This window comes from Actinoplanes sp. NPDC048967 (assembly GCF_040649415.1).
Lineage (GTDB): Bacteria > Actinomycetota > Actinomycetes > Mycobacteriales > Micromonosporaceae > Actinoplanes.
Genome location: NZ_JBEZFL010000004.1, coordinates 316,044 through 338,164 on the forward strand (window position 1 = coordinate 316,044; position 22,121 = coordinate 338,164).

The following is a 22,121-nucleotide window of genomic DNA, read 5'->3' on the forward strand; positions in this document are numbered from 1 at the left end:
CGGGGTCAGCGGGCCGGGGTCAGCGGCGCGGGTAGCGCTCGGCGTAGCGGGTGGGCGGCTCACCGACCATGGCCGTGAAGTCCCGGACGAAGTGCGCCTGGTCGGCGTAGCCCAGCTCGACGGCGAGCCGCACCCAGTCGATGTCCGCCCCGGACGCGAGTCGCTCCCCGACCTCGTGCAGCCGGTACCGGCGGATCACCCACTTCGGGCCGAGGCCGACATACTCGGCGAACAGCCGCTGCAGCCGGCGCACCCCGATCCCGGCCCGGGCGGCGAGCGCGTCGACCCGGGTGAGCTGCGGCTCGGCCTGCACCAGGGCCACGATGGCCGCGGCCTGCTCGGCCAGCGGATCTGGCGCCGGCAGCCGCGCCCGCAGGAATTCCTCGACCAGCCGCTGCTGACCTTGCGGCAGGTCCTCGACCTCCTCCTGGTGACCTTGCGGCAGGCCCGCGGCCTCCTCCAGGTGACCTTGCGGCAGGCCCGCGACCTCCTCCAGGTGACCTTGCGGCAGGCCCGCGACCTCCTCCTGATGACCTTGCGGCAGGCCCGCGACCTCCTCCTCCTTCTGCCGGCCCGGCGGCAGGTCAAGGCCGAACACGGCCTCCTTCAGCCGGCTCGGCGGCAGGCCCGCGACCCCCTCCTTCTGCCGGCCCGGTGGCAGGTCAAGGCCGAACGCGGCCTCCTTCAGCCGGCCCAGCGGCAGGCCAGGGCCGAACACGGCTGAGGCCGGAAGCGTGCGGCCGGTGATCGTGGCGACGCTCGCGCCCAGGAACGGGCGGAAGCAGCCCGGGCGGAATGTCACCCCGAAGATCCGGCCGCGGCCTTCGAGGACCCGGACGACATGCCCGCGCTCCGGGCCGCGGACGACCGCGTCGCCGTCGCGGAAGGTCAACTGCACGTTCGGGTACGGGACGATCTTCTGCTGGTACGGCTGCTGCCCGCACAGGTCCCACTCCGCGGCCCAGTAGCCGGCGACGAAAGGGGACAGATCCGCGGCCGGGACGCCGTACCAGTGGCGTTGGAAGGTGGCCCACGCGCCGCGCAGCTCGCGCGCGTCCCGGACCATGACCGCAGCCTAGCGTCGCGTTTTTTCAAGACGGCGGCGCGCGCGGCGCCTATCGTCGGCGCTCATGCGGGAACACGAACTCATCGCCCTGGCGGCTCCCCCGACGGTGGCCGTCCTGCGGGGCATCCGGCCCGACCAGCTCACCGCCCCGACACCGTGCACGGAGTACGACGTCCAGGGCCTGATCGACCACCTGGTGCACTGGGGGCCGAGCCTGGCCCGGGCCAGCCGGCACTCCGACGGCGAGCCGCGACCGGGCAGCGACCCGGTGGAAGGGCAGCTCGAGATGCTCGTGGAGGCGTGGTCGGTGCCGGACGCGTGGCAGGGCATGACCACGATGGGCGGGCCGCACGAACTGCCGGCCCGGATGATCGGCGCGATGGCGATCGGCGAGGTGGTCGTGCACGGCTGGGACCTGGCCCGGGCCACCGGTCAGCCGGTGAGCTGGGACGGGACGCTGCTGGACTTCCTGTACGAGGAGGTGGCTCAGACGGCCGAGCTGGGGCGGGAGATGCAGGCGTACGGGAAGGAAGTGCCGGTGCCGCGGACGGCGCCGGTGCTGGACCGGATGCTGGGGCTGACCGGCCGCGACCCGCACTGGACGCCGTAGCAGTAGTTGCGCCACAGCCAAAAGGGAGCCGGACCACGAGGTCCGGCTCCCTTCTGACTCATTGCCTGGGGATCAGCTGCAGCCCGAGGTCGAGCCGCAGCCCTCGCAGACGTAGCAGCTGCCGGCCGGGCGCATCTTCGTGCCGCAGGTGAAGCACAGCGGTGCGTCGGCCGACGTGCCCAGCACCACTTCGAGCAGCTCCGTCGAGGAGCCCACCGGGGACGGCGCGCTCTTCTCGGCGTCGGCCGCGGGCACCGTCGCCGTCGGGGACGATGCGGCACCGACCGGGGCGGAGACCGGCGCGGACGCCGCCATGCCGGCCAGGTCGACGCCCGAGGCCTCGGCCGCGGCTTCGGCCTGGATCTGCGCCGCGCGCTCCTTGGCGGTGAAGATGCCCAGCTCGGCGCGGGCGTCGTAGGACAGGAAGTCCAGGGCCAGGCGACGGAAGATGTAGTCCATCACCGAGGCGGCCATCCGGACGTCCGGGTCGTCGGTCATGCCGGCCGGCTCGAAGCGCATGTTCGTGAACTTGCTGACGAACGTCTCGAGCGGGACGCCGTACTGCAGCCCTATCGAGATCGCCACCGAGAAGGCGTCCATGACCCCGGCCAGGGTCGAGCCCTGCTTCGACATCTTCAGGAAGACCTCGCCGAGGCCGTCGTCCGGGTAGGACGACGCGGTGAGGTAGCCCTCGGCGCCGCCGACCGAGAAGGAGACCGTCTCCGACGGGCGCTTCTTCGGCAGGCGCTTGCGGACCGGGCGGTACTCGACGACCTTCTCCACGACCGGTTCCACCTCGGCGGCCGGCGTCTCGGCGGTCACCTTCGGCTTGGCCGCCGACAGCGGCTGGCCCACCTTGCAGTTGTCGCGGTAGATCGCCAGCGCCTTGAGGCCGAGCTTCCAGCCCTGGTAGTGAACGTTCTCGATGTCCTCGACGGTCGCCGACTCCGGCATGTTGATCGTCTTGGAGATCGCGCCGGAGATGAACGGCTGCACCGCGGCCATCATCCGCACGTGGCCCATCGGGGCGATGGACCGCTCGCCCATGGCGCAGTCGAAGACCGCGTAGTGCTCCGGCTTGAGGCCGGGGGCGTCGACCACGATGCCGTGGTCGGCGATGTGCTCGACGATCGCCTCGACCTGCTCCTCGGGGTAGCCGAGGCTGCGCAGCGCGCGGGGGACCGTCTGGTTGACGATCTGCATCGAGCCGCCGCCGACGAGCTTCTTGAACTTGACCAGGGCCAGGTCGGGCTCGACGCCGGTGGTGTCGCAGTCCATCATCAGGCCGATGGTGCCGGTCGGCGCGAGCACGGAGGCCTGGGCGTTGCGCCAGCCGTTCTTGTCACCGATCTTGTTGCCGTTCTGCCACTGCTTGGTGGCCTCCCGGACGATCGCGGTGGCCACGGTGCCCGAGGGACGGATCTCGTCGTTGGCCGCGGCGTGCTTGCGCATGACGCGCTTGTGGGCGTCGGCGTTGCGGGCGTACCCGTCGTACGCGCCGACGACGCCGGCGATCTCGGCCGAGCGGCGGTACGCCGTGCCGGTCATCAGCGAGGTGATGGCGGCGGCGACACTGCGGCCCGACTCCGAGTCGTACGGGTGGCCGGTCGCCATCAGCAGGGCGCCCAGGTTCGCGTACCCGATGCCGAGCTGGCGGTAGGCCCGCGTGGTCTCGCCGATCCGCTGGGTCGGGAAGTCGGCGAAGCAGATCGAGATGTCCATCGCGGTGATGACGAACTCGACGCTCTTGACGAACTTCTCGATCTCGAAGCCGCCGTCGTCCTTGAGGAACTTCATCAGGTTGAGCGAGGCCAGGTTGCAGGACGAGTCGTCCAGCGACATGTACTCCGAACACGGGTTGGACGCGGTGATGCGGCCGGTCTCCGGGTTGGTGTGCCAGTCGTTGATCGTGTCGTCGTACTGCAGGCCGGGGTCGGCGCACTCCCAGGCGGCCTTGGCGATCTCGGTGAACAGCTTCTTGGCGTCGATGGTCTCGATGACCTCGCCGTGCAGCCGGCCGCGCAGGTCGAAGGTCGTGCCCTCCTCGACCGCGCGCATGAACTCGTCGCTCACCCGGACCGAGTTGTTGGCGTTCTGGTACTGCACCGAGACGATGTCGCTGCCGCCGAGGTCCATGTCGAACCCGGCGTCGCGCAGGGCCCGGATCTTGTCCTCCTCGCGGGCCTTGGTGGTGACGAACTCCTCGATGTCGGGGTGGTCGACGTCCAGGATCACCATCTTGGCCGCGCGGCGGGTGGCGCCACCGGACTTGATCGTGCCGGCGCTGGCGTCGGCGCCGCGCATGAAGCTGACCGGGCCGCTGGCCGTGCCGCCGGAGGAGAGCAGTTCCTTGGAGGAGCGGATGCGGGAGAGGTTGACGCCGGAGCCGGAGCCGCCCTTGAAGATCAGCCCCTCCTCCTTGTACCAGTCCAGGATCGAGTCCATCGAGTCGTCCACGGACAGGATGAAGCAGGCGCTGACCTGCTGCGGCGAGGCGGTGCCGACGTTGAACCAGACCGGCGAGTTGAAGCTGAACACCTGGTGCAGCAGCATCCAGGTCAGCTCGTGCTCGAAGATCTCCGCGTCGCCCGGATTGGCGAAGTAGCCGTAGTCCTCGCCCGCCTTGCGGTAGGTCTTGACGACCCGGTCGATCAGCTGCTTGAGCGACCACTCGCGGGTGTCCGTGCCGACCGCACCCCGGAAGTACTTGGTGGTGACGATGTTGGCCGCGTTGACGCTCCAGGTGGTGGGGTACTCGACCCCGCGCTGCTCGAAGTTGATCGAGCCGTCCCGCCAGTTCGTCATGACGACGTCGCGGCGCTCCCACTCCACCTCGTCGTACGGGTGGACGCCCTCGGTCGTCCAGACGCGCTCGATCCGCAGCCCCCCGACCGCGGCGCCCCCGTTGCTCGCGCGACTGCGCTGCCTGCCTGCTGTCATACCGTCACCGGCCATTTCGTGCTCCCCCTCGATAGATCGCAGCTTCCCCACCGCGATCCGCTTGCCGACATTCGGGCACGGCTGTCGCCATGCCTTGGATAAAAGACTTATTTGGTACGGGTTTCCGTCCATTTGGCCGGACGTCCACCGCTGGGCCGGGCGGGCACCGTGTGCCGGGCTCCCGCCGCTGCCTCGCGCAGATCGGCGAGCTCACGTTCGAAGTCCTCGAGCGAGTCGAAGGACTTGTAGACGCTCGCGAAGCGCAGATAGGCGACCTGGTCGAGCTCCCGCAGCGGCGACAGGATGGCCAGACCCACGTCGTGGCTGGGCACCTCGGCCGCGCCCTTGGCCCGGACGGTCTCCTCGACCTTCTGCGCGAGCAGCGCGATCGAGTCCTCGTCGACGGGCCGGCCCTGACAGGCCTTGCGGACACCGCTCATGATCTTGGTCCGGCTGAAGGGTTCGGTGACGCCGTTGCGCTTCACGATCGCGAGCACGGCCTCCTCGACCGTGGTGAAGCGCTTGCCGCACTCCGGGCACGACCGGCGACGACGAATCAGCTGACCGTCGTCGGCCTCACGCGAGTCGACCACACGTGAGTCGGCGTGCCGGCAGTACGGACACCGCACCGAGATCCCCCTGTCGCCGGGCGCTGCCACCCAGGTCGCCGGAGCCGTTGCGGAACCGTCGTCCAGGCACGCCGAATGACAGCCGCGGAAGCGGTGAGAACCGCCTCGTGGCTGTGGACGAACCTGTGGATGACGGGGTTGCCCGACCCCAACCTGTGGATGACTTACACCCTTGTAACTACTAGATGTTGGGGTTGACGTTATGCCGCTGCGGACGTCGATGCAAGTTCACCGGCGCGTCGGCGCGCCGCTTTTTCTACCTCAACACGAGGGGTGCCGCACCGGTCACGGCCAGCACCGGAACAACATGATCAACGCAGTGGATCAACGCGTCCGGGGAACCACGAGAGTGTCACCGGCATGGATGGCGATCTCGTCGTCGCCGAGACCGTTGAGCCGGCGGATCTCGGCCACCACGGCATGCGGGCTGCGACCCGGGTCGGTGCGGGCGGCGATGTCCCACAGCGTGTCGTCGGACTGGACCACGACAGTGGGCGCCGGACCCGAGGGGGGATTCTCGGCCCGGGAAGCTGTGGTCCACAACACGGCGCTCGCCAAGGACGCGAGAAGAATGAAGAAGGCCAGCACGACGACGCGACCCCGCCGGGTCAACCGCAACGGGGCCGGCTCATCGACCCGCCGCATACCAGTGACCACCACGGCATATTCCTTTCTCCGCATACGTCCCTCGGACAAGCGTTCGATCGAACGCCCGTACGACGGTCTATCAGAACAGACGTACGGAAGTCGAGCACTTCCGAGCGACACGCCGCGAGAAAGTCGTACAGATGTTTGAATATGTCGTACCCCGCAGTTACGGTTCTCGGTCAAGAGGGGTCAGCCGGGCACAAGTCCATCCCCACGGGCGAATGTCCGGCTCCGCGAGCGCACCACGTGCCGATGAGGCACTGGCCGACAGGGAGGGCCAACGTGTCGACCGACGACCGGACGAGCCGGCAACACCAGATTGACTCGAAGCCAGAGGCCGCCAACACCAAGGCGGCGATGCGCCGGCGCACGCCGTCCCGGGCCCGCAGCGGTGACGCGCCGCAGCTGCGCAGCGTGACGCCGGTGGTCAGCCAGTTCCCCGATCTGGTCACCGCGGACCTGACCGCACGCCAGCGCCGGATCCTCGAGTTCATCCGCGACTGGGTGGAACGCTACGGCTACCCGCCGAGCGTCCGTGAGATCGGCGAGGCAGTGGGTCTGGTGTCGCCGTCGAGCGTGGCCTACCAGCTGAAGGAGCTGGAAAAGAAGGGCTTCCTGCGCCGCGACCCGAACAGGCCGCGCGCCGTGGACGTGCGCGCGCCCAGCGAGATGGTCGACGACGAGGCACTGCGGTCCGCGCGGCCGACCCCGGCGTACGTGCCGCTGCTGGGCCGGATCGCCGCCGGTGGACCGATCCTGGCCGAGCAGGCGGTGGAGGAGTTCTTCCCGCTCCCCCGCGAACTGGTCGGCGAAGGCGACGTCTTCATGCTCGAGGTCAAGGGCGACTCGATGATCGACGCAGCCATCTGCAACGGCGACTGGGTGGTGGTCCGCCAGCAACCGACAGCGAACGTGGGCGACATCGTGGCGGCGATGATCGACGGCGAGGCGACGGTCAAGAGCTACCGGCAGCGGGACGGGCATGTGTGGCTGATGCCGGCCAACCCGGCGTTCGACCCGATTCCGGGGGATGACGCCACGGTGATGGGTCGCGTGGTCGCTGTTCTCCGGCGAGTCTGACGGGGGTTCCGCCGAGCGGCCGGCCGGGTGCACCGGGCCGGGCGGGTTGCAGCAGGGCCGGGTGCACCGGGCCGGGCGGGCTGCGGCAGGGCCGGGTGGGCCGGGGCCGAGCGCGTAGAGGTCGGGCGGACAGGGCCGGGCGGGCCGGGGCCGGGCGGGCCGGGGCCGGGCGGGCCGGGGCCGGGCGGGCCGGGGCCGGGCGGGCCGGGGCCGGGGCAGAGACCGGGCGGATGAGCGGAATCGGGCGGGCTGAGCTGTCGGGCCGGATCCTGATTAGGGCCTTTTAGTTCGCGGCGGCAAGCCGGGAGGTTGGACGAGTCGACCGGGCCGCGAAAGAGCGGTCGTTCCGACCAGGCCGGCTAAGCCGCCAGGCCGGCTAAGCCGCCGGATGTTCACGCGCAGCGTCAATGCGCGTCACCGCCGACCCGGCGACGAGGAGACCAATGAGGCGGTGCAGCCGGCCGCCAGGCCGGCGAACCTGCTGGGCCGCTGAGTCGGGCACGCCGCCGAGCCTGCTGGGCCGCCGAGCCCGCCAGGCCCCTGAGCTGGCCACGCCCCTATGCCCGCCACGCCCCTGAGTCGGCCACGCCCCCGAGCCCGCCAGGCCGCCGAGCCCGCCAGGCCGCCGAGCTGGCCACGCCCCCGAGCCCGCCAGGCCGCCGAGCCCGCCAGGCCGCCGAGCTGGCCACGCCCCCGAGCCCGCCACGCCCCCGAGCCCGCCAGCCCGCCAGCCTGCCGGATCCGCCCGGGCAAGCCCGGCAGCGCAGCACGAGCCCGACCAGCCGGGCCGAAGCCCACCCGCCTCCCCAAGCAACCGGGCGGGCAAGAGCCAAGTTGCTGCCAAGTCGGCCGCCACCGCCATCGCCGTGCTGGCGGCCGGGCTCCTGCTGGGCACCGCGCTGTGGCTGCTCGGGCGGCCCCAAGGGACAGGCCGGTGTCGCCCACCCGAAGGCGGCAACACCGGCCTGACAAAGCAGAAACGAACCGACCCTGACGTCAGTAGCCGCGCGGGCCGCGTCCGTAGCCCGGATTGTCGAACCGGCCTTCCGGCCGCCGCTGGGCCCCGTTCAGGTTCGCGTAGTTGTTCATCCCGTTGGCCTGCCGACCGTCGTCCGGCCGGCCCGGGCGCCGGCCGCCCTGCGGGTTGCCGCCCTGTCCTTGGGACCCGGACGGCCGCTGCGGTCCCCCGCCCTGGGCCCGGCCACCGGTGGACGGCGGAGGCGGGGGCGGCGCGCCATAGACCCCACCACCAGGCCGGCCACCTCCCTGACCCGGGCGACCGCCGGGCTGCTGGGCCGGGCGTGCGGGCGGCTGACCGGGACGCACCGCCGGCTGGCCACCCTGCCCGGGGCGAGGCCCAGGCTGAGCGGGACGAGCACCGGGCTGAGCGGGACGACCGCCAGGCTGGGCCGGCCGTGCACCGGGCTGCGCCGGGCGACCACCAGGCTGGGCCGGCCGTGCACCAGGCTGCGCCGGGCGACCACCAGGCTGAGCGGGACGACCACCGGGCTGCGCCGGGCGACCACCAGGCTGAGCGGGACGACCGCCAGGCTGAGCCGGGCGACCACCGGGCTGAGCCGGACGAGCGCCAGGCTGCTCCGGACCAGCCGGCGGCACACCAGGCCGACCAGCGGCAGGACGCCCCCCGGGCTGGCCACCCTGACCGGGACGACCAGCGGCCTGACCACCCTGCGGCGGCCGGCCGCCGCCATAAACGCCGTTGCTCTTCGCGGGAGCGGCTGCGGGCGGCTTGGCGCCGTACACGCCAGGACCCGACGGCGCTCCGGCCGGTGGGCGGTTTCCGCCGTACACACCCGGGCGCTGGGCCGGACCGCCGACCGACAGCAGTTCCGTTTTCGCGTCCAATGGGTCGGGGTCGGCGTTCGGGTCGGGGTTTTTCATCGCCGGTTCGAGCTTGCGCTTCTTGCGGGATTGCATGATGCCGATGACGCCCGCGCCGACGAGGAGAGCGCCGAGGACGCCTACGCCGCCGATCAGGTATGTGATGTCGGTCAGGCTCAGGTCGGCGAACCAGGATGTGCCGTTGTCCTTTTCCGCCGCTGCCGCGTCGGTTTTCGCTTCCACGATTTTTGTCGCCGGCGTGTAGCGCAGGATGTAGTTGGCCGCTTCCGGGTCGGCGCCCGTGCCCATGTCCGAAACCGTGTAGAACGTTTTGCCGTCGGCGCTGTAGGTGATCGCCTCGCCGAAGGGTTCGTTCGGCAGGGGCGTCTTGCGGGGCTTGTTCTTCAGCGATCCGAGCACGTCGCCGTCCGCGACGTCCCACTCGTACGCGTCCAGGTAGGTCCGCAGGGTGACCTTGCCGCCGCCCGGCGCCACCGCACCACCCGTGACCGTGGTCTGGGCCAGCCGGGCGATCGGGATACCGGGGGTGTCGCTGCTCGGCAGCTCGATCTCGCCCGCCTTCTTCAGCGGTACGCCCTCTTCGTTGTTCGCCTTCAGTGCCGCCGTCGGCGTGTAGAGCTGCGTCTTGCCGGAGACTTCCTTGGTCACGATGATCGGCGTGCCGTCACCGTTGAACAGCAGGGCCTCGGCGTCGTGCTTGTCGCCGTTCGGGTAGGCCAGGCGATGAATTTTCGGCTCTTTCTTGCCGCTCACCGGCATCGACCAGAGGCCGATCGTGCGGCGGGTCTCGCCCTTGCCGTCGCGGGCGCTGTTGTCGCCGATGTCCGCGATCCACAGCGTGTCGCCGTCCGGGGACAGGGTCAGGTCCTCGGTGTCGAGCGGACGTGACGGGAAGTCGACCCGGTCGGTGATCTTGCAGTCGTCGTCGAGGAAGAAGACCTTGCGCTTGGCGGCCTCGTCGACGCCGTCGTTGACCACGACGAAGCCGTTCTTGGTGGCCACGATCCCCGAGAGCTCCGACAAAGCGGGATCGGTGATCTTACAGATCTTCTTGCCGGCCGCTGCCTTGGCCGAGGTCACCGTCGGAGCGGGCTCGGCCGAGGCGGGCACGGCCCCCATCATCACCAGCCCCGAGGCGAGGATGGCCGGGAACACGAGACGCCGCATCCGATCAGTGTCGCATGCGGCGTCTCGTGCCGGTGTTACGCGTGGATCAACCCTGCTCAGCGGGGGTGCCGCTTAAGCCGGAGCTAAGGTGCGACGAAGTTCTCCAGCTCGGCGGCGAGCTGCTCGCCGACCCGCACCTTCAGCTCCGTGCCCTGCTCGGTGTGCCGGGTGTCCAGCACCTGCCCGCCGCGGTGGATCCGGGCGACCAGGTCACCCCGGTCGTACGGCAGCAGCACCCGCATGTCCTTCGCCGGCCGCGGCAGCCGCTGGGCGATCGCCGCGTGCAGCTCGTCGATGCCCAGCCCCGAGCGCGCCGACACGAACACGGCGTCCGGCCAGGCCCGCTTGAGCCGCAGGATCGTCTCCTCGTCGGCCGCGTCCATCTTGTTGACGACCAGCAGCTCGGGGATGCGGTCCGCACCCACCTCGCCGAGGACCTCGCGGACCGCCGACACCTGTCCCTCGGGGTCCGGGTGCGCCCCGTCCACCACGTGCACGATCAGGTCCGAGTACGCCACTTCCTCCAGCGTCGAGCGGAACGCCTCGACGATGTGGTGCGGCAGGTGCCGGACGAAGCCGACCGTGTCGGAGATGGTGAACACGCGCCCGTCCTCGGCCGCCGTCCGCCGGGTGGTCGGGTCGAGGGTCGCGAACAGCGCGTCCTCGACCAGCACGCCCGCCGACGTGAGGCGGTTGAGCAGGCTCGACTTGCCGGCGTTGGTGTAGCCGGCGATCGCCACCGCGGGCACGCCGCTGTTGGTGCGCTTGGCGCGCTTCGTCTGGCGTACCGTCCGCAGGGCTTTGATCTCGCGCTTGAGCTTCGAGATGCGGGTGTTGATCCGCCGCCGGTCCGTCTCGATCTTGGTTTCACCGGGACCACGGGTGCCGACGCCGCCGCCGCCGGAACCGCCACCCGCGCCACCGCCCTGACGGGACAGCGACTCACCCCAGCCGCGCAGACGGGGCAGCAGATACTGCAACTGGGCCAGCTCGACCTGCGCCTTGCCTTCCTTGCTCTTCGCGTGCTGGGCGAAGATGTCCAGGATCAGCATGGTGCGGTCGACGACCTTGACCTTGACCTGCTCCTCGAGCTTGCGCAGCTGCGAGGGCGAGAGCTCGCCGTCGCAGATGACCGTGTCGGCGCCGGTGGCGATGACCACGTCGCGCAGCTCGTCGACCTTGCCCCGGCCGATGAAGGTGGCCGCGTCCGGCTGGCTGCGGCGCTGGATCAGCCCCTCGAGCACCTCGGAACCGGCCGTCTCGGCCAGCGCGGCGAGCTCGATGAGCGAGTTCTCCGCGTCGTCGCTGCTGCCACCGGTCCAGACGCCGACCAGGACGACCCGTTCGAGTCGCAGCTGGCGGTACTCGACCTCGGTGATGTCGGTGAGTTCGGTGGAGAGACCGGCGACCCGGCGCAGCGAACGGCGCTCCTCGAGCTCCAGCTCACCGGTGGTGACGTCGGGTTCGAATACCTCAGTACGCAAAAGGTGACCTCCTCCGCCGATGGTGGCACGCCGGAGGGGTCCGCGCATCCACTTAACCCGGCGGGCAGTTGTCGCAGGAGTGTCTGACTCTTCAGTAACCACCGGATTGGTGGCCGGTATTCCCGAAGCGCAAGAATGCGGGTACGCACCCGCCAACGACGGAGGGAACACCGTGGTGACCACCCGCCTGCCCAGCGCAGGATTCTCGATCACGATCCGAATCGCCGTGACCGCCGACGCCTCGTCCATCGGCCGGCTCACCACCTGCGTCGGCGAGGCCGGCGCGATCGTGACGGCCCTCGACGTGGTGGACTCCGACCCCACCCGGGTGCTCGTCGACCTCACCTGCGACACCGCCGACTCCGGCCACGCCGACCAGGTCGTCAAGACCCTCGAGGAGCAGGACGGCGTCGACGTCCGCAAGGTCTCCGACCGCACCTTCCTGCTGCACCTGGGCGGCAAGATCGAGGTCAGCTCCAAGGTCGCCCTGCGCAACCGGGACGAGCTGTCGCGGGCGTACACGCCGGGTGTGGCGCGGGTGTGCATGGCCATCGCGGAGAACCCGGCCGACGCGCGCCGGCTCACCATCAAGCGCAACACGGTCGCCGTGGTCAGCGACGGCTCGGCGGTGCTGGGCCTGGGCAACATCGGCCCGGCCGCCGCGATGCCGGTGATGGAGGGCAAGGCCGCTCTGTTCAAGCGGTTCGGCGGCGTGGACGCGTGGCCGGTCGTGCTCGACACCCAGGACACCGACGAGATCGTGGCCATCGTCAAGGCGATCGCGCCGGCGTACGGCGGGATCAACCTGGAGGACATCGCGGCGCCGCGGTGCTTCGAGATCGAGACGCGGCTGCGCGAGCTGCTGGACATCCCGGTCTTCCACGACGATCAGCACGGCACCGCGATCTGCGTGCTGGCCGCGCTCACCAACGCCCTGCGGGTGGTGGGCAAGGATCTGGCCGACGTCAAGGTCGTGGTCTCCGGGGCCGGGGCCGCGGGCACCGCGATCATGAAGCTGCTGCTGCGCCAGGGCGTGGGCGACATCATCGCGTACGACCGCCGGGGCGCCCTGCACCGCGGCATGGACGACCTGAACCCGACCTGGCAGTGGCTGACCGAGCACACCAACAAGGACAACTACAGCGGGGACCTGAAGGGCGCGATCGTCGGCGCGGACGTCTTCATCGGGGTCAGCGCGCCGAACCTGCTGACCGGGGCCGACATCGCCCGGATGGCCGACAAGTCGATCGTCTTCGCGCTGGCCAACCCGGATCCCGAGGTGGACCCCCGCGAGGCCCGCCAGCATGCCGCGGTGGTCGCCACCGGCCGCTCGGACCAGCCGAACCAGATCAACAACGTGCTGGCGTTCCCGGGTGTGTTCCGCGGCATGCTCGACGTGAGCGCCGAGGCGTTCACCGAGGAGATGGCGCTGGCCGCGGCGATGGCCATCGCCGACGTGGTCGGCGAGGACAAGCTCAACCCGACGGTGATCGTGCCGAGCGTGTTCGACGCGCGCGTGACCCCGGCGGTGGCCGCGGCGATCCGCGCGGTGGTCAAGGGCTCTCCCGTCCCGGCCAACCCGGCGGCGGTGCCCGAGGTCGAGCTGGAGCAGGCCCCCGAAGAAACCTTCTGACAGCGGAGAAGCGCGGCCCGGGGAACAGCCGGGCCGCGCGGACGGGTCAGGCCAGGCCGCGGGCGATCATCCAGCCGGTCAGCTCGCCGGTGCGGTCGTTGATCAGGCCGGCGACCCCGGCCTCGACCAGCGCCGGCCAGAGCGACATGTCGTTCGGCGTCCAGGGCATGACCCCGACCCCAGCCTCGGCGAGCGCCGCGACCGTCGGCGGGTCGGCCAGCACCGCGCGCAGACTCGGGTTCACGTAGCTCAGGCGCAACTCCCGGGCGACCCGCAGCTGTTCGTCGTCGAAGCCGTGCCGCAGCAGGCCGAGGCGTACGTCGGGAGCGACCTCGCCGGCCAGCCGGACGACCTCCGGGTCGAAGCTCTGCACCACCGTGCGGTCCAGCAGGCCGGCCTCCGTGACCTGACCCAGGATGACCTTCACCTGCTCCGGGGTGGCCGGCGGCTTGATCTCCAGCAGCAGCTCGATCGGCGGTGCGGCATCCGGGGTGACCCCCACCGCGTGCGGACGCAGCAGGCCGATGACCTCACGCAGCAGCGGGATCCGGATCCCCGCGTACGCCGGGGAGAACCAGGAGCCCGCGTCCAGCGCCGAGATCTCGTCGAGGGTCAGCTCCCAGACGTGACCGGTGCCGCCCGTGGTGCGGTCCACCGTACGGTCGTGGATCACCACGGGCACGCCGTCGGCCGTGGTCCGCACGTCGAACTCGATGAGCGTCGCGCCGGCGCGGACCCCGGCGGCCAGGGCGGGCAGGGTGTTCTCGGGCGCGACGGCCGAATAGCCCCGGTGCGCCACCCGGTGCAGCCCCGCCATCAGTGCAGGGCCGCCGGGTCCACCTCGCCCGTGGCGACCAGCACGGCCGGGCCGGCCAGCCACCAGGAGTCACCGCGGCGGGTCACGGTCAGCCGGCCACCCGGCAGATCCACCGCCACGACGCCCTCACTCAGCCCGGCGTCGCGCAGTGCCACCGCGCCGACCGCGAGAGCCCCGGAGCCGCAGGACAGCGTCTCGGCGGAGCCGCGTTCGTAGACCCGCATGTGCACGTGCAGGTCGGCGCCCTCCACCGGGGTGCCCGGGGTGGTGAACTCCACGTTCACCCCGGACGGGAACAGCGCCGGGTCGAAGCCGGGCGGCACGTGCAGGTCCAGCGAGGAGAGCGGCAGGCTGTCGTGCAGGCCGCAGACCAGGTGCGGGTTGCCGCAGTTCACGGCGACGCCGGGGAAGGTCAGCGGGCCGACGGTGGCCGTGCTGGCCGCGTACACCTGGGGGGCGCGCATGTGGACGGAGATGATGTCCGCCTCGACCGCCGCGCGCACGACGCCGGCCCGCGTCGCCACCGGCAGGCCCTCCGGGCCGGGCGTGGCCAGGCCGTTGGCCAGCAGGTAGCGGGAGAAGACGCGGACGCCGTTGCCGCACATCTCGGCCGGCGAGCCGTCGGCGTTCCAGTAGTCCATGAACCACTCGGCGTCGGCGGCGAAACCCGCGCCGTCCGGGTGCTTGGCGCTGCGCACGACGCGCAGCACGCCGTCGGCGCCGATGCCGCGGTGCCGGTCGCAGAGCGCCGCGACCAGCGCAGGCGTCAGCTCCAGCGCCCCGTCCGGGTCGCCGAGGATGACGAAGTCGTTGCCGGTGCCATGGCCCTTGGTGAACAACACGCGGTCCATCATCGCGCAGCCGCCGCGCAGGCCGCCAACGCGTCCTCCGTCAGGGTCGGTGACGCGCCGTCGAGCCAGGTGATCCGCGGGTCCCGGCGGAACCACGAGCGCTGGCGGCGCACGAAGCGCCGGGTGGCCCGGACGGTCTCCTCGACCGCCTGCTCCTGGGTGAACCCGCCGTCCAGCTGGGCCAGCGCCTGCTGGTAGCCCAGGGCCCGGCTCGCCGTGCGGCCCTCGCGCAGCCCGTCGAGCCCGCGTACCTCGTCGAGCAGGCCGGCCGCCCACATCAGGTCGACCCGGTCGGCGATCCGCTGATCCAGCGACGAAGCCTCGCGGTCGACGCCGAGCTGCACCGACGGGTAGTGCGGCGCCGGTGCCGGCAGCGAGGCGGTGAAGGGCGCGCCGGTCAGCTCGATCACCTCGAGGGCCCGGACGATGCGCCGCCCGTTGGACGGAAGGATCTTGGTGGCGGCCGGCTCGTCCAGCGTCCGCAGCCGCTCGTGCAGCGGCGCCGGTCCCACCGCGGCGAGCTCCCGCTCCAGCCGCTCCCGAATGGCGGGATCCGTGCCGGGAAATTCGAACTCTTCCAGAACAGCCCGGACGTACAGCCCGGAGCCGCCCACGAGCAGCGGCACTCTGCCCCGGGCGAGGATGTCGTCGACGGCCGAGCGGGCCAGCTCCTGGTAGGCCGCGACACTCGCCGGCTCGCGCACGTCCCAGACGTCCAGCACGTGGTGCGGGACGCCTTCGCGCTCGTCAACGGTCAGTTTGGCGGTGCCGATGTCCATCCCGCGGTAGAGCTGCATCGAGTCGGCGTTGACCACCTCGCCGCCGAGGGCGTGGGCGAGGGCGATGCTGAGGGCGGATTTCCCGGCCGCGGTGGGCCCGACAACCGCGATCACCGGCGAACCTGGGAGCAATGGCACGGAGCCACCGTAACGGGCTGGTCACGGTCGTTCGCGGGCGCTTCCCCGGAACCGGGTTGGACCTGTGACAATGCGCGAGAAAGAATGCCGATGGAATGATGGCATTCGACTGCGCTATGGCGGCGGTCGCGGGCAGCGAGGCCCGTGCAGCCGGGAGAACGAGGGTGGGCTCATGAACGACTGGACGGCCTTCGGGCGCGTGGATGCCGACGGCACCGTGTATGTGAAGACGGCCGAGGGCGACCGCGTGGTCGGCTCGTGGCAGGCGGGCACACCCGAGGAGGGCCTGGCCCACTTCGCCCGGCGGTTCGCGGATCTGGTGACCGAGGTCGACCTCATCGAGGCCCGGCTCAAGTCCGGCGCCGCGGACGCCGCACACTCGCTGACCAGCGTGAAGCGGATCCGTGCGAGCCTCGGCGAGGCACACGTCGTCGGCGACATCGACGGGCTCGCCGCCCGCCTCGACCGGCTGACCGCGGTCGCCGAGGAGAAGGCCGGCGAGGCCAAGGCCGCCCGCGAGGTGGCCCGGGGCGAGGCCCTGGCCCGCAAGACCGCCCTGGTCGAGGAGGCGGAGACGATCGCCGCCGAGTCGACCGGGTGGAAGAGCGCGGGCGACCGGCTCAAGGAGATCCTCGACGAGTGGAAGACCATCCGCGGCGTCGACAAGAAGACCGACGGCGAGCTGTGGAAGCGCTTCGCGGCCGCCCGGGACGGCTTCACCCGCCGCCGCGGGGCGCACTTCGCCACCCTGGACGGTCAGCGCAAGCAGGCCCAGACCGCCAAGGAAGAGCTGGTCAAGGAGGCCGAGAGCCTGGCCGACTCGACCGAGTGGTCCACCACGGCCAACCGGCTCAAGGACCTGATGAACGACTGGAAGGCCGCTCCCCGCGCCGCCAAGGAGGCCGAGCAGCGCCTCTGGGAACGCTTCCGGGCCGCCCAGGACGCCTTCTTCACCCGGCGCAGCGAGGTCTTCTCGGCCCGCGACGCCGAATACAAGGGCAACCTGGAGAAGAAGCAGGCCATCCTGGCCGAGATCGAGGCGCTGGACGTCGACGCGGACCCGCGCGGCGCCCAGAACAAGCTCCGGGACGCCCAGGCGGCCTGGCACGACGCCGGCCGGGTGCCCCGCGAGTCGACCGCTTCCCTGGACCGCCGCTGGCGGGCCGCCGAGGAGCGCATCCGGGTCGCGATGGACTCGGCGTGGCGCAAGACCACGCCGCAGGACAACCCGCTGCTCCAGCAGATGCGTGAGCAGGTCGCGGAGGCCGAGCAGCGGCTGGCCCGGGCCCAGGCCGCGGGCGACGCCAAGCGGATCAAGGAGGCCGAGCAGGCCCTGGCGTCCAAGCGCCAGTTCCTCTCCCTCGCCGAACAAGCCGGATAAAACCTTTCCGGTACGCGCACAGAGTCCCGCCGCCAGCAGATCACTGTGATCCGGGCTGGCCGGCGGGACTCTTGCTGTGCGGATCAGCCCAGCATCGCCAGCTCCGCCTCGTCGGCGTTGCCGCCGGTGCAGACGATCGCCACCCGGCGACCCGCGAACAGCTCCGGGCGGCTCAGCAGGCCGGCCAGGGCAGCCGCGCCCGCGCCCTCCGCGACGGTGTCCGCCGTCGTGGCCAGCAGGCGCTGCGCCGCGGCGATCTCGTCGTCGGTGACCAGGAGGAAGTCGGCCAGGCCGGCGCGCATGACGCTTTGCGGCAGGGCGTAGCCGCGACCCGTGGCCAGCCCGGCGACCCGGGTGCGGTTCGGCCGCTTCTCCAGCTCACCGGACCGCCACGAGTCGTGCGCGGCCCGCGACTCGGTGGACTGCACGCCGATGACCCGGCAGCCGGGGGCCAGCTCGCGGGCGACCACCGTGGCGGCGCTCGCGCCCGTGCCGCTGCCGACCGGGACCAGGATCGCGTCCAGGTCCGGATGGGCCTCGACGAGCTCCAGGTAGAGCGTGCCCACCCCGGCGAGCAGCTCCGGCGTGTCGCCCGGGCTGACCAGCCGCGCGCCGGACTGCTCGGCCAGCTTCTCGGCGTGGTGCTGCGCCGCCTCGAGGTCGTCGCCGTGCAGGACGACCTGCGCGTCCAGCTCCTCGATGGCCCGCGCCTTGGCCGGAGCGGCCGTCGCCGGCATCACCACGGTGCACGGCGCGCCGTAGGCCCGGCTGGCGTACGCCAGGGACCGCGCGTGGTTGCCGGTGGAGTAACTGACCGTGCCGCGGGACCGGTCCTGCTCCGACAGGGCGGCGAGCAGCGTCAGCCCGCCGCGTACCTTGAACGCCCCGACCGGTTGCAGATTCTCGTGCTTGACCAGGACGGTCGCTCCCGCCGCCGCGTCGAGCGCCGGGTAGGAACGTACGGGCGTCGGCGGCAGGTGCTGGTGGACCACGGAGCGGGCTCTGGTGACATCGGCGAAGCTGAACACCCGACCATCATCGCGCCCGCGGCAACCGGATATCGCTCAGCCCGGCAGGTACGGCGGCGCCACTCCCCAGCCCCAGTGCGGCACCGGCGCCTGCCGCACGACGTCGGCCCCGGGCTGGGAATTCTGCTTGGCCAGCCGGGTCCCCCACTCCAGGTAGCCCAGGAACGCCGCCCGGAACTCCGGGTCGTCGGGCAGTCCCACCTCGTCGGCGGCGTCCTGGATCAGCTCGATCCAGCGGCGCCGCTGCGGTTCGGTGATCGCCATGCCGAGGTGCTGACTCACCATGTGCGAGTAACCGCCGTGCTCCTCGGTGTAGACGGCCGGCCCGCCGAAGACCTCGGCCAGCCACAGGGCGACGTACCGGAAGTGCTCGGGGTCCATCCGGGCGAAGAGCGGCCCGAGCAGGTCGTCGTCGGTCACCCGGGCATAGAAAGCCGAGGTCAGCCGGACGAACGCGTCGGTGCCGCCGGCCCACTCGTAGAGCGTCGGTGTCTCAGCCATGGCGCCAGCCCATCACGGGCCCGCGACCGGCCACAAGAACGCACATAATGGTGCGTGCCCAAGCGCTACTCCTGCCCGGTCGAGCTGACCGTCGACGTGATCGGCGGCCGCTGGCGCACGGTGCTGCTCGCCCATCTCAAAGAGGGCGTGCACCGCTACGGTGAGCTGCGCCGCCGCACGCCGGGCATCAGCGAGAAGATGCTCAGCCAGCGCCTGCGCGAGCTGGAGGCCGACGGTCTGATCTCCCGGCGTGATCTGGGCACCGCGCCGCCGCACGTCGAGTACGACCTGACCGACGAAGGACGCACCCTCGTGCCGGTGCTGCAGGCGCTCTACGACTGGGGCGTGGCCCGGGCCGAACGCACCGGCGCGAAGGTGGACTCGCTCTGACGGTGCTTGGCGGCGATGTCGGCCGCCACCCGGACGAACGCGGCCAGCGACCGTGAGGTGCTGCGCTCGGGCCAGGCCAGCATCGACACGATCGGGACGGCGTCGCTGACCGGCACGCAGACGAGCTCGCTGCGCAGCTCGTCACCGGCCGACTCGGGCAGCACGGCGATGGTCTGCCCGAGGGCGATGAGCTGGAGCAGCTGGGCGGCCTCGTGCACCACCGGACCGGTCGCGGCGTCCGCGGGCATGCCGGGCCAGCGCGGCAGCACCTCCCCGGCCAGATCGGCGAGCCGGATGCTGCCGCGCCCGGCCAGCCGGTGTCCGCGGGGCACGACCGCCACCTGGCCCTCGACCCGCAGCTCCTCGACGTCGAAGCCGCTGGTGTCGTCGAACGGGTGATGCAGCAGCGCGGCGTCGGCCTGACCCTCGCGCAGCAGCCGCGCCTGCTCGCCGATCCCGCACATCAGCACCTCGACGCCGACCGAGTGCGGCTCGGACGCGTAGGCGGCCAGGATGTCGCCCAGCAGACCGCCGTCGGTGTTCGGCTTCATCACCAGCACCAGCTTGCGGACCGGCTGCCCGGCCCGCTGGGTGCGGCGCACCGAGGCCGCGACCGCGTCCAGCGCCTTGCGGCCCTCGTGCAGGAACACCGCGCCGGCCTCGGTGAGCGTCACCTGACGGCTGTCGCGCTCGAAGAGCACCACGCCCAGCCGGCGCTCGAGCTGCTTGATCGCGCGCGACAACGGGGGCTGGGCGATGCCCAGGCGCTGCGCCGCCCGGCCGAAGTGCAGCTCCTCGGCCACCGCGACGAAGTACGACAGCTCGCGCGTCTCCAGCCGCTCCATACCGTCACGGTATCGCCCGAGACCCCATCGGTCATTCCCGCGCACCGGGCCGCGATGGTCCGCTGGAGGCATGACGGAACAGAGGATCGCCCTGGTGACCGGGGCGAACAAAGGCATCGGCTACGAGATCGTCGCGCAGCTCGCCGAGCGCGGCATGACGGTGCTCCTCGGCGCGCGGGACGACAAGCGCCGGGAGCAAGCAGTCACGGCCCTGCGGGAAGCAGGCCACGGCAACGTGCACGGGGTCGCTCTCGACGTGACCGATCCGGCGACGGTCCGGGCGGCGGCCGCGACGGTCGAGGAGCGGTTCGGCCGGCTCGACGTGCTGGTCAACAACGCCGGGATCAGCGGCGGCCTGGACCAGGCACCGAGCAGCGTCGACCCGGCGGTGTTCCGCGCGGTGTTCGACGTCAACGTCATCGGCGTCCTGACCGTGACCAACGCGATGCTGCCGCTGCTGCGCCGGTCCGGCGCTCCCCGCATCGTCAACATGTCCAGCGGCGTCGGCTCGCTGGCCGCCATGAGCGATCCGGACGGGCCGCTGGCGCAGATGCCGCCGAGTGCCGCGTACGTGCCGTCCAAGACCGCCCTCAACTCGCTGACCGTGCAGTACGCGAAGGAGCTGGGCAAGGACGGGGTGCTGGTGAACGCGGCCGATCCCGGCTGGGTGGCCACCGACTTCACCGACCACCGGGCGCCCCGTACGCCGCGGCAGGGCGCGGCGATCGTGGTCCGGCTCGCGACGCTGGGCGCGGACGGTCCGACCGGCGGCTTCTTCAACGACGACGGGCCGGTGCCCTGGTGATCAGGAGGCCAGCGCGAGGCTGAAGGTGCCGATCGCCTTGGACTGCTTGGCGGCGTACATGGCGAGGTCGGCCCGGCCGATCAGGTCGTCGGTGGTGGCGGCCGGGCCGGCGAAGGCCACGCCGACGCTCAGGCCGATCCGGACGGTCTCGCCGCCCACGGTCAGCGGCTGCTCGACCATCTCGCGGATCCGGGCGCAGATCGCGTCCACGGCGGCCCGGGGATCGGTGTCGCGGCACACCACCACGAACTCGTCTCCGCCGAACCGGCTCACCAGGTCATCCTCACGAACGCAGCCGCGCAACCGGGCGGCCACCGCGATCAGCAGCTCGTCGCCGGCCGCGTGGCCGAGCCGGTCGTTGACCGGTTTGAAGCCGTCGAGGTCGGTGAAGAGCACGGCCAGCCCGGCCGGGTGGTCGGTGCGCAGGTCGGCCAGGTCGGTCTCGAGCCGTTCCAGGCAGGCCGCCCGGTTCGGCAGGCCGGTCAGGGCGTCGTGGGTGGCCATCCGGCGCAGCGCCCGCTCCGCCCGGCGGCGCTGACCGGCCAGCCGCGCGATCCGGATCATGACCAGCGGGATCACCGCGGCCGACCCGACCGCGATGAGCAGCCCGTCGCTCTCCAGGCCGAGCACCACCCGGCCACCGCCGACCACGGGGATCAGGGCCGTCATGACCCCCAGAAAGGCCAGCCGGGTCGCCGACAGGTCGTCGTCCGGCGGCCGGCCCGGCTGCAGGATCAGCGCCGACGAGGGGTGCAGGGCCGCGCAGCCGAGCAGGGCGTACGCCACCAGGAAAGCCATGTTGGTCCAGTCGGCCCGCACGCCGCTGACCGGATCGATGGTCATCGCCGCGGCGACGTTGCCGACCAGCCCCGCCGCCATACCCGCGACCAGCATCCACAGGGCGGGCAGCCGGCCGCCGGCCACCAGCGAGACCCGGAGGAGTGCGCCGAGCGTGCCGGCCATCACCAGCACGTTGACGAACAGCGCGCCCTGCCGGCCCATCAGCACGTCGGTGGCGGTCAGCTGCGGCAGCAGTACGGTGTCCCACAGCAGGCCGCCGAGAGCCAGCGCGGTGATGGCCGAGTCGATGACACCGCCGATGTCGCGCCGGCCGCGCCGCAACACCACGACCATCGCCCCGGCGAACATGAGCAGGTTGGCCAGGCTGAACAACGCGTCCGCCAGGGAGCCGTCACCGCTGATCCGGCCCTGCGCGTAGACCACCCAGAGCCAGGCGCAGTTGCCGAGGTTGAACACCACCAGGCCGGCCAGCAGCAACCACCAGGGCAGCCGGGCGGTGCGCGGGCTGCGCCGGACCCCGATCAGCACCGCCGGGATGGCGCCCAGGGTGACCAGCAGGAACGGGACCGTGCGGACGTCGTACGACAGCACCGGATACCCCGCCACCAGGGCGAAGGAGAGCACGGCGTACCAGCGCAGAACCACGGCTCCCGGATCGGCCGGGG

At 71.7% G+C, this 22,121-nt stretch carries 19 protein-coding genes; 6 read left to right on the plus strand and 13 right to left on the minus strand.

What is annotated here, in order from left to right:
- Positions 1–19: 19 nt before the first annotated feature.
- Entirely contained in the window at positions 20–1,066 is a 1,047-nt protein-coding gene (locus tag AB0C12_RS19200) for a helix-turn-helix domain-containing protein (protein WP_360549656.1), read from the minus strand.
- 64 nt (positions 1,067–1,130) lie between these two features.
- On the opposite strand from AB0C12_RS19200, the gene AB0C12_RS19205 reads away from it, so the two are divergent.
- Positions 1,131–1,676 (plus strand): TIGR03086 family metal-binding protein, encoded by a 546-nt coding sequence (locus AB0C12_RS19205; RefSeq protein ID WP_360549658.1) that lies wholly within the window; start codon positions 1,131–1,133, stop codon positions 1,674–1,676.
- Positions 1,677–1,748: 72 nt separating this feature from the next.
- Here the strand turns inward: AB0C12_RS19205 and AB0C12_RS19210 are convergent, their stop codons facing one another.
- From AB0C12_RS19210 to AB0C12_RS19220, 3 genes are all read right to left on the minus strand, one after another.
- Positions 1,749–4,631: a vitamin B12-dependent ribonucleotide reductase gene (locus AB0C12_RS19210; RefSeq protein ID WP_360549660.1), complete on the minus strand. Its 2,883-nt coding sequence runs from the start codon at positions 4,629–4,631 to the stop codon at positions 1,749–1,751.
- A gap of 92 nt (positions 4,632–4,723) precedes the next feature.
- Positions 4,724–5,245 (minus strand): transcriptional regulator NrdR, encoded by a 522-nt coding sequence (gene nrdR, locus AB0C12_RS19215; RefSeq protein WP_360549662.1) that lies wholly within the window; start codon positions 5,243–5,245, stop codon positions 4,724–4,726.
- A 324-nt stretch (positions 5,246–5,569) separates the two neighbouring features.
- Positions 5,570–5,905, minus strand: coding sequence for a LysM peptidoglycan-binding domain-containing protein (locus AB0C12_RS19220; RefSeq protein ID WP_360549664.1), 336 nt, complete (start codon positions 5,903–5,905; stop codon positions 5,570–5,572).
- 345 nt (positions 5,906–6,250) lie between these two features.
- On the opposite strand from AB0C12_RS19220, the gene lexA reads away from it, so the two are divergent.
- A complete protein-coding gene (gene lexA / locus AB0C12_RS19225) occupies positions 6,251–6,973 on the plus strand; it encodes a transcriptional repressor LexA (protein ID WP_360550537.1) in 723 nt (240 codons plus the stop codon).
- Positions 6,974–7,969: 996 nt separating this feature from the next.
- Here lexA and AB0C12_RS19230 read toward each other — a convergent pair.
- Both AB0C12_RS19230 and hflX read right to left on the minus strand, forming a co-directional pair.
- The gene (locus AB0C12_RS19230; RefSeq protein ID WP_360549665.1) at positions 7,970–10,003 is read right to left on the minus strand and encodes a hypothetical protein; all 2,034 of its coding nucleotides are present in this window, start codon (positions 10,001–10,003) and stop codon (positions 7,970–7,972) included.
- A gap of 83 nt (positions 10,004–10,086) precedes the next feature.
- On the minus strand, positions 10,087–11,487 hold the full coding sequence (hflX, locus tag AB0C12_RS19235; RefSeq protein ID WP_360549667.1) for a GTPase HflX: 1,401 nt from the start codon (positions 11,485–11,487) through the stop codon (positions 10,087–10,089).
- 172 nt (positions 11,488–11,659) lie between these two features.
- Between hflX and AB0C12_RS19240 the strand changes: the two genes are divergently transcribed.
- Positions 11,660–13,120: an NAD-dependent malic enzyme gene (locus AB0C12_RS19240; RefSeq protein ID WP_360549669.1), complete on the plus strand. Its 1,461-nt coding sequence runs from the start codon at positions 11,660–11,662 to the stop codon at positions 13,118–13,120.
- A gap of 46 nt (positions 13,121–13,166) precedes the next feature.
- Here the strand turns inward: AB0C12_RS19240 and AB0C12_RS19245 are convergent, their stop codons facing one another.
- Genes AB0C12_RS19245 through miaA form a run of 3 tightly spaced genes read right to left on the minus strand, consistent with a single transcriptional unit; the run spans position 13,167 to position 15,699 of the window.
- Entirely contained in the window at positions 13,167–13,937 is a 771-nt protein-coding gene (locus AB0C12_RS19245) for a glycerophosphodiester phosphodiesterase family protein (RefSeq protein ID WP_360549671.1), read from the minus strand.
- Positions 13,937–14,779, minus strand: a complete 843-nt coding sequence (dapF, locus tag AB0C12_RS19250; RefSeq protein WP_360549673.1) for a diaminopimelate epimerase — start codon at positions 14,777–14,779, stop codon at positions 13,937–13,939. The genes AB0C12_RS19245 and dapF overlap by 1 nt, the downstream gene beginning before the upstream one ends.
- An 8-nt stretch (positions 14,780–14,787) precedes the next feature.
- The gene (gene miaA / locus AB0C12_RS19255) at positions 14,788–15,699 is read right to left on the minus strand and encodes a tRNA (adenosine(37)-N6)-dimethylallyltransferase MiaA (protein WP_360550539.1); all 912 of its coding nucleotides are present in this window, start codon (positions 15,697–15,699) and stop codon (positions 14,788–14,790) included.
- Between the two features lie 178 nt (positions 15,700–15,877).
- Between miaA and AB0C12_RS19260 the strand changes: the two genes are divergently transcribed.
- Positions 15,878–17,086, plus strand: a complete 1,209-nt coding sequence (locus tag AB0C12_RS19260) for a DUF349 domain-containing protein (RefSeq protein WP_360549675.1) — start codon at positions 15,878–15,880, stop codon at positions 17,084–17,086.
- Between the two features lie 83 nt (positions 17,087–17,169).
- Here AB0C12_RS19260 and AB0C12_RS19265 read toward each other — a convergent pair whose 3' ends face one another.
- Positions 17,170–18,114 carry a pyridoxal-phosphate dependent enzyme gene (locus AB0C12_RS19265; RefSeq protein WP_360549677.1) on the minus strand — a complete coding sequence of 315 codons (945 nt, stop codon included), beginning with the start codon at positions 18,112–18,114 and terminating at the stop codon, positions 17,170–17,172.
- A 36-nt stretch (positions 18,115–18,150) separates the two neighbouring features.
- Positions 18,151–18,615 carry a group II truncated hemoglobin gene (locus tag AB0C12_RS19270; protein ID WP_360549679.1) on the minus strand — a complete coding sequence of 155 codons (465 nt, stop codon included), beginning with the start codon at positions 18,613–18,615 and terminating at the stop codon, positions 18,151–18,153.
- Positions 18,616–18,669: 54 nt separating this feature from the next.
- On the opposite strand from AB0C12_RS19270, the gene AB0C12_RS19275 reads away from it, so the two are divergent.
- A complete protein-coding gene (locus AB0C12_RS19275) occupies positions 18,670–19,005 on the plus strand; it encodes a helix-turn-helix domain-containing protein (protein ID WP_360549681.1) in 336 nt (111 codons plus the stop codon).
- Here AB0C12_RS19275 and AB0C12_RS19280 read toward each other — a convergent pair.
- Positions 18,948–19,841 (minus strand): LysR family transcriptional regulator, encoded by an 894-nt coding sequence (locus AB0C12_RS19280; RefSeq protein ID WP_360550541.1) that lies wholly within the window; start codon positions 19,839–19,841, stop codon positions 18,948–18,950. The genes AB0C12_RS19275 and AB0C12_RS19280 overlap by 58 nt on opposite strands.
- A gap of 79 nt (positions 19,842–19,920) precedes the next feature.
- Between AB0C12_RS19280 and AB0C12_RS19285 the strand changes: the two genes are divergently transcribed.
- Entirely contained in the window at positions 19,921–20,655 is a 735-nt protein-coding gene (locus tag AB0C12_RS19285) for an SDR family oxidoreductase (protein ID WP_360549683.1), read from the plus strand.
- Here the strand turns inward: AB0C12_RS19285 and AB0C12_RS19290 are convergent, their stop codons facing one another.
- A complete protein-coding gene (locus AB0C12_RS19290; protein WP_360549685.1) occupies positions 20,656–22,101 on the minus strand; it encodes a GGDEF domain-containing protein in 1,446 nt (481 codons plus the stop codon). It lies immediately after the preceding gene.
- Positions 22,102–22,121 lie beyond the last annotated feature (20 nt).

What these genes read in the sequence shown, in the direction of transcription:
- AB0C12_RS19200 (WP_360549656.1), bottom strand. Translation starts at nt 1,066, where the DNA reads ATGGTCCGGGACGCGCGCGAGCTGCGCGGCGCGTGGGCCACCTTCCAA.
- AB0C12_RS19205 (WP_360549658.1), top strand. Translation starts at nt 1,131, where the DNA reads ATGCGGGAACACGAACTCATCGCCCTGGCGGCTCCCCCGACGGTGGCC.
- AB0C12_RS19210 (WP_360549660.1), bottom strand. Translation starts at nt 4,631, where the DNA reads ATGGCCGGTGACGGTATGACAGCAGGCAGGCAGCGCAGTCGCGCGAGC.
- lexA (WP_360550537.1), top strand. Translation starts at nt 6,251, where the DNA reads ATGCGCCGGCGCACGCCGTCCCGGGCCCGCAGCGGTGACGCGCCGCAG.
- AB0C12_RS19230 (WP_360549665.1), bottom strand. Translation starts at nt 10,003, where the DNA reads ATGCGGCGTCTCGTGTTCCCGGCCATCCTCGCCTCGGGGCTGGTGATG.
- AB0C12_RS19245 (WP_360549671.1), bottom strand. Translation starts at nt 13,937, where the DNA reads ATGGCGGGGCTGCACCGGGTGGCGCACCGGGGCTATTCGGCCGTCGCG.
- AB0C12_RS19260 (WP_360549675.1), top strand. Translation starts at nt 15,878, where the DNA reads ATGAACGACTGGACGGCCTTCGGGCGCGTGGATGCCGACGGCACCGTG.
- AB0C12_RS19270 (WP_360549679.1), bottom strand. Translation starts at nt 18,615, where the DNA reads ATGGCTGAGACACCGACGCTCTACGAGTGGGCCGGCGGCACCGACGCG.
- AB0C12_RS19285 (WP_360549683.1), top strand. Translation starts at nt 19,921, where the DNA reads ATGACGGAACAGAGGATCGCCCTGGTGACCGGGGCGAACAAAGGCATC.